General features: G+C 39.4%; 9 protein-coding genes. 3 read left to right on the top strand and 6 right to left on the bottom strand.

Annotated features, from left to right (window positions below):
- The first annotated feature begins 128 nt into the window (after positions 1-128).
- From AABK36_RS01315 to AABK36_RS01305, 3 genes are read left to right on the top strand one after another with little or no spacing between them, the layout of a single operon-like run.
- The gene (locus AABK36_RS01315) at positions 129-2,534 is read left to right on the top strand and encodes a glycoside hydrolase family 3 N-terminal domain-containing protein (RefSeq protein ID WP_309937219.1); all 2,406 of its coding nucleotides are present in this window, start codon (positions 129-131) and stop codon (positions 2,532-2,534) included.
- Between the two features lie 52 nt (positions 2,535-2,586).
- Positions 2,587-4,986: a glycoside hydrolase family 3 N-terminal domain-containing protein gene (locus tag AABK36_RS01310; RefSeq protein ID WP_309937218.1), complete on the top strand. Its 2,400-nt coding sequence runs from the start codon at positions 2,587-2,589 to the stop codon at positions 4,984-4,986.
- A gap of 59 nt (positions 4,987-5,045) precedes the next feature.
- Positions 5,046-7,307: a GH92 family glycosyl hydrolase gene (locus AABK36_RS01305; protein WP_309937217.1), complete on the top strand. Its 2,262-nt coding sequence runs from the start codon at positions 5,046-5,048 to the stop codon at positions 7,305-7,307.
- Between the two features lie 395 nt (positions 7,308-7,702).
- On the opposite strand, the gene AABK36_RS01300 is transcribed toward AABK36_RS01305, so the two are convergent.
- From AABK36_RS01300 to AABK36_RS01275, 6 genes are all read right to left on the bottom strand, one after another.
- Complete coding sequence (locus tag AABK36_RS01300) at positions 7,703-8,305, bottom strand: LOG family protein (RefSeq protein WP_309937216.1); 603 nt, start codon at positions 8,303-8,305, stop codon at positions 7,703-7,705.
- Positions 8,306-8,310: 5 nt separating this feature from the next.
- Positions 8,311-9,225, bottom strand: coding sequence for a helix-turn-helix domain-containing protein (locus tag AABK36_RS01295; RefSeq protein WP_309937215.1), 915 nt, complete (start codon positions 9,223-9,225; stop codon positions 8,311-8,313).
- A 37-nt stretch (positions 9,226-9,262) separates the two neighbouring features.
- Positions 9,263-10,168 (bottom strand): oxidoreductase, encoded by a 906-nt coding sequence (locus tag AABK36_RS01290; RefSeq protein ID WP_309937214.1) that lies wholly within the window; start codon positions 10,166-10,168, stop codon positions 9,263-9,265.
- Between the two features lie 122 nt (positions 10,169-10,290).
- The gene (locus AABK36_RS01285) at positions 10,291-11,382 is read right to left on the bottom strand and encodes an AAA family ATPase (protein ID WP_309937213.1); all 1,092 of its coding nucleotides are present in this window, start codon (positions 11,380-11,382) and stop codon (positions 10,291-10,293) included.
- Between the two features lie 162 nt (positions 11,383-11,544).
- Positions 11,545-12,405, bottom strand: a complete 861-nt coding sequence (locus AABK36_RS01280; RefSeq protein ID WP_309937212.1) for a hypothetical protein — start codon at positions 12,403-12,405, stop codon at positions 11,545-11,547.
- A gap of 182 nt (positions 12,406-12,587) precedes the next feature.
- Positions 12,588-13,433 (bottom strand): helix-turn-helix domain-containing protein, encoded by an 846-nt coding sequence (locus AABK36_RS01275; RefSeq protein WP_309937211.1) that lies wholly within the window; start codon positions 13,431-13,433, stop codon positions 12,588-12,590.
- Positions 13,434-13,501 lie beyond the last annotated feature (68 nt).

Raw genomic sequence — 13,501 nt, 5'->3', positions numbered from 1 at the left:
ATTTTATAGAAATTAAAACCTAATTTTTGCTATATTTGAAATAAATTAACGCACTTACTCCCTACCCCCATCCCATAACGTCAATATAGTACAAAAAATATTTGACAAATTTCATCATTTGCCCGATAATGAAAAAAATCACTCTATTATTACTACTAGCGTTTTTCGCCAGCTGGGGAATTCATGTTCCGGCCAACTCGCAAAAGAAAAACAACATCTACCATAAAGGGTGGATAGATTTCAATAAAAATGGAATCAAAGATATTTATGAGGATCCTGAGCGAAGCATCGACGAAAGAGTCGAGGATTTGCTTAAACAAATGACCGTAGAGGAAAAAACCAATCAAATGGTGACTCTCTATGGCTATGGGAGAGTGCAAGACACTGAATTGCCAAATCCAAGTTGGAAAGAAAAGCTGTGGAAAGACGGCTTGGCCAATATCGATGAGGCTTCTAACGGTGTGGTAAAAAATTCAAAATACAAGTTGCCTTATTCTAAACACACTTGGGCCCTCAACGAAATTCAAAAATTCTTCGTCGAGGAAACAAGACTAGGTATCCCTGTAGAATTCACAAATGAAGGGATTAGAGGCTTGAATCATACCAAATCCACTAATTTCCCCGCTCAAATAGGGCTTGGATCAACATGGAATAAGGATTTAATCCATCAAGTGGGAGAAGTCGTTGGTTCGGAAGCGTATGTGCTGGGCTACCATAATGTATATGCTCCAATACTTGATATCGCCAGAGATCAAAGATGGGGTAGAACGGTGGAATGCTATGGCGAAGACCCTTTCCTTGTAGCTGAGATGGGAATAGCAATGTCTAAAGGATTGCAATCTCAAGGAGTAACAAACACAATGAAGCACTTCGCAGTCTACTCCACTCCTAATGGAGGAAGAGATGGAGACTGTCGCACAGACCCTCACCTTACTCCTAGAGAAGTTCATGAACTATATTTATACCCGTTTAAAAAAACTATCAAAGAAGCGAATCCGCTAGCAGTAATGAGCTCGTACAATGACTATGACGGCGAGCCTATCACTGGCAGCGAATATTTCCTCACTGATCTTCTTAGAAAAGATTACGGCTTTGAAGGGTACGTGATTACTGACAGCGATGCCTTGGCTCATATTTGGTCCAAGCACAATGTAGCTCATGACTACAAAGAAGCTGTAAGGCAAGCAGTGATCGCTGGAGTGAATGTTAGAACTACTTTCAATGACCCAGCTAATTTTGTAATGCCGCTTAGAGAGCTTATACAAGAAGGACAAATCTCCATTGATCTTATCGATGAAAGAGTAAAAGACGTGCTCAAAGTAAAATTCATCGAAGGCCTATTTGATGAACCATATCGATCTACTAAAAACGTAGACAAGCTGGTTGCCAATGAAGCAAATCACGCGCTTTCTTTGGAAACATCAAGACAGTCTATCGTATTGCTTAAAAACCAAGACGACATCCTTCCTTTAGACAGAAACAAGGTTAAAAACATCTTGGTAACTGGTCCAAATGCTAAAGCTACCAGTCATAGTGTATGCCGATACGGTTCTTTGGAAATAGACGTAATGAGCGGATATGAAGGCATCAAAAAAATCGCAGGAGAGGGAGTCAATGTCGATTTTGCCTTAGGTTGCGAACTTTATGATAAAAACTGGCCTGCGTCAGAAATACTTCCTTTCTCCCTAGATGCTTCCGAAGAAGCTTATTTTGCCGAAGCGGAGGAAAAAGCGAAGGAAAATGATGTTGTCATAGTATTCGTGGGAGAGAGTGAAGAATCAGTAGGTGAAAGTGTTTCCAGAACCAGCTTGGATCTTCCCGGAAGACAAAAAGAGCTTATTCAAAGGCTTCAAGCTACAGGTACGCCTGTAATAGCTGTGCTTATCAACGGAAGACCGCTTTCTGTTAACTATGAGCAAGCTTATGTTCCTGCGATCTTGGAAGCATGGTTCCCTGGACAATTTGGCGGACAAGCTATAGCTGAGGTAATCTTTGGAGACTACAACCCTGGAGGCAAGCTTCCAATTACTTTCCCAAGAACAGTTGGACAAATTCCTTTGACATTTCCATCAAAACCTGCCGCTCATGGTGGTCAACACAAAAAAGGCGATCCTAATGGATCAGGCAACAGTCGTATTGTCGACGCATTATACCCATTCGGATTTGGACTTTCTTATTCAAAATTTGAATACTCCAATCTTAAGATAAGCCCTGAGGTTCAAGGAGTTCAGGGAGAAATCACAATATCAGCTGACATCAAAAATGTAAGCAATAGAAAAGGGGATGAAGTCGTTCAACTTTATATAAACGATAGATTGAGCAGCGTAACTACTTATACTCAATTGCTTAAAGGATTTGAAAGAATAACCTTGGAGCCAAATGAAACTAAGACAGTTACATTCACCCTCAAGTCAGAAGAATTGACTCTCTTCACTACTGATCTGAAAGAAGTAATTGAACTAGGAGAATTCGATGTCTGGGTAGGCGCTTCATCCGAGGATCTTAGACTTGAAGGCATGTTCGAGTTGAGGTAACTAAAAAATTTCAAATAAAAGAATTGAATTTTCAATCATATAATTGACGAATATGAAAATCCGACTGCTAGCTTTCTGCCTGTTAATATCTACGGCTGGTTTCGCTCAAAATGCGGACATGTATCAAAAAGGCTGGATAGATTTTAATAAAAACGGCAAGAAAGATATATATGAAGATCCTACTCAAGATATTGACACCAGAATATGGGATCTTATCAACCAAATGACTATCGAAGAGAAAACCGCTCAAATGGTTACTCTTTATGGTTATGGTCGTGTTGCCAAAGATGAATTGCCCACTCCAGAGTGGAAAAATGAGCTCTGGGCGGATGGACTAGGAAATATTGACGAGCCTTCCAATGGTGTTTTCGAGGGAGCAAAATACAAATTGCCTTACGACAAGCATGTATGGGCATTGAACCAAATACAAAAATTCTTCGTGGAGGAAACGCGTCTTGGGATTCCTGTCGAGTTCTCCAATGAAGGCATAAGAGGCTTGAACCATAGCAAGGCGACTTCCCTTCCTTCAGAAAGCGCGATGGGAACCACATGGAATCGTGAATTAATGAGAAAATCAGGAGAAATGGTAGGAAAAGAAGCTTACGCTCTAGGCTATCATAATGTGTACGCTCCTGTAATTGATGTAGTCAGAGACCAAAGATGGGGAAGAGTTGTTGAAAGCTTTACTGAAGATCCATATTTGATGGCTGAATATAGCATCAACTTTGTCAATGGGATGCAAAGCCAGCAAGTCGCGGCTACTTTAAAACACTTTGCGGTTTACTCCTCGCCTAAAGGAGCAAGAGATGGCTTGGCAAGAACAGACCCTCACGTTTCATTCAGAGAGATGCATCATATTTACCTGTATCCTTTTGAAAGAACAATCAAAGAAGCAAACGCGATTGGCGCCATGGCTTCATACAATGATTATGATGGCGTGCCAGTGATCACCAGCAAATATTTCTTAACTGATCTTCTAAGAACTGAATATGGGATGAAAGGAGCTGTTGTTTCGGATTCCGACGCAGCCGCCTATCCTTGGTCGAAGCACAGAACAGCTGAAAACTACAAAGAGTCTGTAAGACAATGCGTGGAGGCCGGCCTTAATATTAGAACAACCTTCAACCACCCTGCTAACTTTGTTAATCCGTTGAGGGAATTGATCGCGGAAGGAAAAATATCCGAAGAAACGATCAATGAAAGAGTCTATGCTGTTCTTTACAATAAATTCTGGGAAGGTTTGTTCGACGTCCCCTACAGAGATGAAAAAGGAACAGATATCGTAAGAAGCCAAGAGCATGAAGCTCTTTCTCTTCAAGCGTCCAAAGAAGCAATCGTTTTGCTCAAAAATGAAGAAGGGACATTGCCTCTATCAAAAAACGACCTTAAAAAAGTGCTTGTCGTTGGACCTACAGCAAAGCAAACAAGCAGTTCTATCAGTCGCTATGGTGCTTTGGAGCTTGATGTTCAGTCAGGATATGCGGGCATAGCGGAATATTTAAAAGGAACAGGTGTAGAATTGGATTATGCCAAAGGATCTGAACTATATGACAGCAGATGGCCTGACTCGGAAGTATATCCAAATCCTCTGACAGAAAAAGAAGAGGGAATGATCAAAGATGCTGAAAGAAAAGCCGAAGACAGCGACATTATCATTCTGTTCTTAGGCGAAGACGAATCAATGGTTGGAGAGAACTTGACGCGATCAAGCTTAGATCTTCCAGACAGACAACAAGAATTGGCTAAAGCAATGATTGGCACAGGAAAACCCGTTGTGACAGTTTTGATCAATGCTAGGCCTATTTCCATAAATTATCTAAATAGAGAATCCGATGCCATTCTTACCGCTGGATTCCCAAGTGAATTTGGAGGAAAAGCTATCGCTGAAACTTTATTTGGAGATTATAATCCAGGTGGAAAACTAGCGGTTACTTGGCCTAGATCAGTTGGTCAGATCGAGTTGAACTTCCCTTACAAGCCATGGTCTCAAGCGGGACAAGCTCAAGAAGGACCTAACGGCACTGGAAATAGCCGAATTGTCACAGAACTTTACGAATTCGGTTACGGGCTTTCATATAGCAAATTCATTTATAGCAATCTGAAAATCGATAATCAGATGACAGATGAAAATGGCAAAGTCATCGTTAGCTTTGATGTTACAAATTCAAGCGACAAGGCTGGTGACGAGGTTGTTCAATTGTATTACAATGATGAATTCTCTTCTGTAATTCAATATGAATGGCAATTAAGAGGTTTTGACAGAGTGCACCTCAAACCTAATGAAAGCAAAACCATAACATTTGAATTGACCCCTCAAGATCTTTATCTGATCGGAATGGACATGAAAAAAGTTGTGGAACCAGGCGCTTTCAATGTGCATATAGGCTCTTCATCTAAAGACATAAGATTGAAAGGCAAATTTGAATACGAAGGCAAACCAATATATCCATAATATCAATCCCTACTCATCCAAAATGAGTAGGGTTCGCTACCCAATTTAATCCAATACCAATGAGAAAACTCAATATACGCTATTTTATTCTCGTCCTTATCGCATTTGCAACTGCATGTACTAGCGCTAAGGAATCTCAAGCGACAAACTTTGAAAATCCCAATCAATATGTCGATCCTTTCATAGGAACAGGCTTTCATGGGCATACTTTCCCTGGTGCTGTAGTGCCGTCCGGAATGGTACAATTAAGTCCCGATACTAGAATCGAAGGATGGGATGCTTGCAGTGGGTATCATTATACAGACAGCACTATCCTAGGCTTCAGCCATACTCACCTGAGTGGTACTGGTATTGGAGATATGGGTGACATCCTTGTGCTTCCTTTCACAGGCGAGCCTAAGGCAAAAGAAGACATGTTCACCTATTTCGAAAAAGAAAACGAACATGCCGAAGCTGGTTACTATCAAGTAAAAATGAACGATGGAGTTCAAGCCGAGCTAACGACAACACCAAGAGTCGGAATACATCGCTATACATACCCATCCAATGCCAAGCGACAAGTAATGTTTGACATCACTCATACCTTGCAAGTCAGCTGGGGATGCGTAACCAAAGAAGCAGAGCTAGAAATCATCAATGACACAACTATCCGTGGCAAGCATATTTCCACAGGTTGGGCAGCGGATGATCATGTATACTTTTATGCTAAATTTTCCGAGCCTTTCACTGCTCATGAAATCTGGACAGGCGAAGGAAAAACCGACGCAAAGAAAGCGGACGGCAAAAACATCAGACTTTTCCTTGATTTTGGCAATTCCGACAAAAAAGACTTGATGGTAAAAGTGTCTATCTCCGCAGTTGACATGGAAGGTGCACAACAAAATATGATGGCTGAGCTTCCTGGTTGGGAATTTGACCGAGTTAAAGCCGACGCTTCGTCATCATGGGAAAACCTTCTTGGAAAAATAAAAATCAAATCAGATGACAAGGATGTTAAAACCAATTTCTACACGGCCTTGTACCATGCCAATATCCAACCAATGATCTACCATGATGTAGATGGAAGATACAGAGGTATTGATAAAAATATTCACCAAACCAATGACTTCACTAATTACACCGTATTCTCACTTTGGGATACGTTCAGAGCACTTCACCCATTGATGACGATCATTGATGAAGACAGAGCGAAGGATTATGTGAATTCACTAATGCAAAAATATAAAGAAGGTGGCATTCTGCCTAAATGGCCTTTGTCAGCGAACTACACTGGAACAATGGTTGGATATCCTGCTGTTTCTGTAATCGCTGACGCATATACTAAAGGCATCATCACTGAAGGTCTTGACAAAGCTTTGGAAGCTTCAATCATAAGCTCTGAATATCATCCTGACAGAGTAGAAGGCAAAATCGAGCCAAGAGCTGATAGAGTGATGCCTAGACATAATTACTTCATGAATACAATGGGTTATATCCCGGCTGATTCATGCAGCGAGTCGGTGTCTTATGGTTTGGAAAATGCTTATTATGACTGGTGTATTGCTCAAATGGCCAAACTGTCTGGAAATGACGACTTGTATGAAACATACTCAAAAAGAGGCAAGGCTTATGAGCATTATTTCGACGAGTCTACTGGCTTCATGAGAGGAAAACTATATGATGGCTCGTGGAGAACTCCATTCAGCCCAAAACTTTCCGATCATGAATTCGGAGACTTCACTGAAGGGAATTCTTGGCAATGGACTTGGTTTGTGCCTCATGATGTAGAAGGATTGGCTAGCTTAATGGGTGGCAATGATATATTCGAAGCAAAATTAGACACGCTTTTCAGCACTTCTTCTGAGATTGAAGGCGAGCATGCTTCTGCGGATATCACAGGACTTATCGGTCAATACGCTCATGGAAATGAGCCTAGCCATCATACAGCATTCTTGTACAACTATATTAACAAAGAATATAAAACACAGCAAATCATCGATTCTGTAATGTATCATTACTATGCTCCAACACCGGAAGGCATTTGCGGTAATGAAGATGTAGGACAGATGTCAGCTTGGTATATTCTTAACGCAATAGGCTTCTATCAAGTAGCTCCTGGAGATCCTACTTACACTATTGGCCGTCCTGTGGTGGATGAAGCTGAAGTAAGCATCAAAGAAGGAACATTCAAAGTTATTGTCAACAACAATAGCAAAAAGAACAAGTACGTGCAGTCCGTTAAAATCAATGGAAAAGCATTAGAAAAACTTTTCTTCCATCATAATGAGATTAAAGATGGAGGTCTTTTGGAAATCACTATGGGACCTAATCCAGCAAAGTAAAGAATCTAAATTCTCGATAATATTGAAAGCGCTTGGCAATTTAGTCAAGCGCTTTTTTTGTTCGGTCATTTCCCAAACAACTATTATACAATTGCCAACAAGATAAAAGACAAACCGAAAACGTTTTCGATAAAAAAACGTTAAAAATCGACTCTTTTTTCGGTTTAAAATTATTAATTAGGTAATTTTAAGATAGATAAAATGCTCTAATTGAAGAGATAAAGCAACGTTAAGACATAAAACGTTTTTACAACAGATTTATACTGACTATAGCTCATTGCTGGTCAAAGCTCAAAAGCAAGCGCTATATTATAGTGATATAAAAAGAACACGAAATTTCCCATCAATTATAAAAGACAAGAGCAAGCAACTGAAAATTGCTTGCTCTTACTTTGTTATAAATATCCTTTAATTTCACTCGGGGTATCCAATATGGTAAGCATATTGCTGCGTTCATGAGGTGATAAATAGTTCAAACCAAGACACTCTTCCATCCATTTATCAATTGAACTCCAAAATTCACGATGCATCAAAATAAGCTTGGTTTCCTTCAGCAACCCCTTTCGCTTTAATGCAAGGACTTCGGAAAGCTCATCCAATGTTCCGAAACCTCCAGGCATTGCAATCAAAAGTCTTGATGAATAAATCAAAAAATGCTTGCGAACCTCAAGTACTTCTGACTGAATTTCAATATCCAAAAATTTATTAGGCTCCTGCTCCTTGTACTGCTTCAAGCAAATACCTATTGATTCGGCATTAGAGTTTGCAGTTTCAAAAGCACCTTTGTTTGCGGCTTCCATGATCCCTTTTCCTCCTCCAGTAACTACTGAATAGCCATGCAACGCAAGCTCTCTGCCAATAGCATAGGCGTTTTCATAATCATAAGTTCCCTCATTTACTCGAGCAGATCCAAAAACTGTCGCCATAGATTTGCCTGTGGGCATTTGTTTTTCAACTTGGCGAAAATCGAAAGCATATCTAGCCAAAAAGTCCATCATGCGATTTAATTAACACTCATTCTGTATGCTGAAGGCGTCATGCCTGTTTTCTTTTTAAACAACCTGCTAAAGTATGGTGGATACTCAAAGCCTAATTCATAAGAGATCTCGGCAATGGTCATATCCGAACTCAAAAGCAAATTCTTGGCCTGCTCTAACAAATGGTAATGCATCACCTCCTGCACATTCTTGCCCGTTTCTCTTTTCATCAAATCCGTAAGATAGCTTGGAGACAAATTAAGCTCGGCGGCTAAAAAACTAACCGTCGGCAGTCCTTTTTCCTTTAAATATTCTGGATTCAAAAGCTCATCCAATTTTCGCTCAAATTTTTGAAGAATATTCGTATTAGTGGACTTTCTAGTTAGAAACTGTCGATTATAATATCTCTGAATATAGTTCAGCATCAAACTTATGCTTGATATAAGCACTTCTCTGCTATGCTCATCTATATTGGAACTATACTCTTCCTTAATCCTCCTCACAATCTCATTCAATGTTTCTTTTTCTCTCACTGACAAGTGCAAGGCTTCGTTCGTTTCATATGAAAAAAATCCATATCCTTTAATTTTATGAGCCAACTCGCTGCCAGAAACCAAATCTGGATGAAAGAACAAAGTCCATCCCTCAAACTCTCCAACGTCAGCGCTCTCCTCCACTCTCATCACCTGTCCCGGAGACAATCCATATAAACAACCTTCGGCAAAATCTATATTCGTTCTACCGTACTTCACTTTAATCCCCGGTGTTTTGACTTTCATGGTAATAGAATAAAGAGCAGCATTAACTCCGACACCCAACATAGACTCAGGAATACCCACTTCCGCCAAATCCACCACTGCAATCAATGGATGCAGTGGCTTTTTCGATGCATAAAAGTCCATCAACTCGGAGACTGTACTTAAATTCACAATATCTTTCATCTCAAAAACATTTATTCTTTACTCTTGATAACGAAAATCAATACCGAACTCCTGTAAGTTTCTCGCTTCTTTCCCAAAGTCTCTTGCGTTGCAGTTTTTCCATAGCCAAATCATTTGGCGTACTGATTGTCGGGTATCCTCTCCATTCATTCATGCGATTTGGTCCGTAATACTCTCCGCTTTTCGCATTTGGGTCTGTAGCAGCTCGCAACGTCGGCAATATGCCCATTTCGACATTCTGTGCCAGCAAAAAGTTCATGATCTTGCCTTGCAATCCCATATGTTGTTGAAGATTAGTCGCGGTATAACCAGGATGAGCCAGCAATGAGGAAATATTACTGCCTCTATTTACAAGCAAATCGTTCAATTCAAGACCAAACATCATATTCGCCAACTTGCTCTGAGAATAAGCCGCCATATCATCATAACTTCTTTCCCACTGCATATCATCCCAATAGATTTTAGCGGGCCTCATCTTAGCCACCAAGCTGCTTAAGGTCACTACTCTAGGATTCGTCGCTTTTTCCAAAAATGGCAACAAATATTTCGTAAATGCAAAATGACCTAAATGATTCGTTCCAAACTGCAATTCAAAACCTTGTTGAGTTGTCTTGCGAGATTGGGGAAGCATTACGCCCGCATTATTGATCAAAACATCTATTGCTCCGAGCTCATCTTCATATTTGTCCACAAAACCTTTAACGGAATTCAAATCCGCTAAATCCAACATCATTAATTTAAGCTTGGCATTTGGAACTTCTCTTTTTATCGATTCCAAAGCGGTATTTCCTTTATCAAGGCTTCTTGCGGTCATGATTACTTCCGCGCCGCTTTTTGCCAAAGCCTTGGCCGTACCATAGCCCAAGCCGCTATTAGCCCCAGTGATCAAAAACCTCTTGCCAGACTGCATTGGCATTTGATTCAAATTCCATTTTTCCGCCATAATTATAAGTTTTAGTGAACATTACAAATTTAATGTTCACTACTATTTTACAGCTTATACAAATCTCTTGCGGTCATACACTTTTCATTGATACTGAAATTCTTGCATTGGAAATCTAGAGGCTAAAAACCTATTTTTCTTTTTTGCTGAGCTCCTGACTCAAAATTTTCCTCAGCATAATTAAAGATATTAGCCAATGTCATATCATCCTCCACTGCTTCAGAAGCATGCCCCAAATCGGAAATCAACTTCTGAGCTTTCTCTTTGGCTAGCGGCTTAAAGCAATAAAAAGCGATCATTCGGCCTTTTCTTAATAATGCTTGATCAATTTTATCAATACCAGTGTTGAAAGTGCAGACGATTTTAATATTTAAAAAGTCGCTAAATAGGCCATCGGTAAGTTGCAAAATAGTGGATACTATCGAACGCTCACTTGCATAATCTCTTGAAGTAATGACTTTCTCAGCATCTTCAATGATCAAAACCGAATCTTTATTTTCCAGCAAAAACGAGATAAAATCAGGGTTCAACAATTCGCTTACAAATTCATTTTGCACAAAGATGAACTTCGTCTTGTCATAAGTTTTGATCAAGTTTTTAATATACGACGTCTTGCCTGTTCCCGGGTCGCCATGCAATAATATCAGACCAGACTTCTTCTTGCCCATCGACGAGTGAATAGCCTGATCCACTTGAGCGAAATCATCGTTATAATACTCTGAAATACTCATAGAAGGAACGTCCATTTTCACTTCTCTCATATGGAATCCATTGCTTTTTGACTTCGTCAATACATTGAAAACAGGAAGCTTCTTTTCCCCAAATGTTTTCCTGAGCCTCTGATTCGCATCCAAGATCCATTGCTCTGCCTGTTGATCTTTAATGTCATAGAAAAAATCAACGCTAAGATCGTCATGGCTCAAGTTCACCCAAATCAAAGTATTTTGCGTGGAGCTTTGAAACAAAACTTGATAAGCATAATCCTCGCTGATATCAGAATCTCTGCTATCATCAGTGCTCCAATTTTTAATCAATATTTCATAGCCTTCCTTTTCCAAGTCAAGCAAAGCCAATACACTTCCCATGTTCTCCTTATTCGCTTCCAAGGGAATCATCGTCCTCAAATGCGAAGGCAATATATTGTACAAAAATGCGTAATAAGCCGATACTTCATAGTCCGAATACGCTTTGAACACTTCCAAAATTTCCTTCATGCCTCTATAGTATAGTTTATGGATGTAAAAAATGAGTAAAACTCTTCAAAACCAAAAGATTTAAAGAATTTAAATTAATTTATTAATGAAAAATCATAAAAAAAGCGACACAATAGATGTGCCGCTTCATTTTAAATGTCTGACAAGAAAAAACTTGTCAAATTAAATCTCTATTTTCGTATCTCCTTTCAACTTGAATGATATCTCTTGGCCATCTGTCAAAACATATGATCCTTTCTTGCCCAAAGCAGCGGCTCCAACTCCAGCAGCGGCTCCAACTCCAGCGCCAATTGCCGCACCTTTGCCATTATTTTCTTTTTTGGCAGCGATAGCACCAATGGCAGCACCTATAGCAGCACCCGCTCCAGCTTTGATCGCTGTATCTCCAGTCTTATTTTTTCCTTCAAAATAAATAGCATCGCTTGATAATTTATAGCTTTGGCCATTGAAATTAATGCTTGCCAAAGTTACTTCGATATGGGATTTTCCTCCAAGCTTCTTCTCGTTTTGAACCTTAGTGACTTTACCGACTACTTTTGATCCCGCAGGAATAGTAATGTCATCCGAAAGGTAAAGCGCTCTTGTCGTTTTAGCTGTAAACTCATCGCCTACTTGTTTATCTGCAGTAGAAACCTCTTGCGTCAAGGCAATGTCAACAGTATTTCCAGCTCTTAGCGTATAAGTCTTAGGCTTTACAGGCTCTTCAACTTTTTCTTCCTTAGGTTTCTCAACCGGCTTTTGAGCAACTACTTCTTTCTTAGGCTTTTGGGGAGCTGGCTCTTTTTTCTTTTCTTTTTTGACTACCGGCTTTTCTTCTACCTTTTCCTGAACTTTCTCTACTGGTTGAGCTTCCTCTATTTTTTCTGGCTGAGCTTCAGCAACAGGCTCTTGCTCCACAACGTTCTCAACTTGCTCTTCAGTTGACTTATCCTTGCTCTTATTGCAAGAAGTCATAATAAAGCCAAATGCTAATACTCCAAAAAATAATCTCTTTGTTAATGATAAAATGTTCTTCCTTTTCATAATAAAAACTTTCCTGTTATTGTTATTACAAATTTAATCCTATATCTATCAATGCAAAATCCATTGGACAAAGAATCTTGCATCATTTTCAATCCAAAAATAAAAATTACAATTATTAACGAAATAAATACTTAATTAGCACATACAACATTGATTAATTTTAAAAATTCAACAATTAAATACTAAACCATCGATTTGCGATACTCAGAAGGCGGATACCCATATTCAGCGCTAAACGATTTAGAAAAATAACTGATATCATTAAATCCGCAGTCAAAAGCAATCTCCGAAACTCTTCGATTTGTAATATCCAACAGCCTTTTGGCCTCCGAAAGCCTTTTTGATTTAATATACTGAGCAGGACTGTCTCCAAATACGGATCTGAATTTTCGCTTGAATGTTGACAAGCTCATGCCCGCGAAAAATGCCAAATCCTCCAATCTCAAATCCTCATAAATGTGAGTATGAATAATATCCCTAAATTCATATTCTCTTGACAAGAAAAGCTCACCTAATATCTGCCTGACATCTCCAGAAGCATCTTCAGCAGTCAAAAGCAAAATCAATTCTTGAATCTTGAGCTTAAGAAATTCCTCGTTAATCACATGGTCATGTTCTATGCAAACTCTCAAGCCATTAAAAAATTCTTTCACCAACAAACCACTATCCACTTTCATTAAAGCTTGAGACGTTAACTTTCCAGCTGTTTTCAACACTTCAGGCAGCCTATTGTCATAAACTTTATTCAACACATCTGGATATAACTGCATAATCATCACTTCGGCATCTTCATCATCTCCGTTCACTTGCCAACGATTGATAAAATTCTCGCATTTCATGATTACCACATCTCCTTCAGACAATTCAAAACTTCCAACAGGCGAATAAAACTTTGACTTACCTTTAAGAACAAATACTACTCGCGCTTCTCCTTCCAAGGAAGCACTAGCAGTAAATGGCGGCTTAAGTACTACTCCACCCAACACCGATTTGTCATAAAGCTTGAATTCTTTGCGATAAATGATCATTTTGAAATATTTAAATCGATAGATACAAAAGCTTAATCACAATTAAAACTATTCCCCGCATAAATCAT

It is taken from the genome of Aureibacter tunicatorum, assembly GCF_036492635.1.
GTDB classification, from domain to species: Bacteria; Bacteroidota; Bacteroidia; order Cytophagales; family Cyclobacteriaceae; genus Aureibacter; species Aureibacter tunicatorum.
The sequence above is the reverse complement of the archived record's forward strand: the minus strand, read 5'-3'. Positions and strand labels throughout refer to the sequence as shown.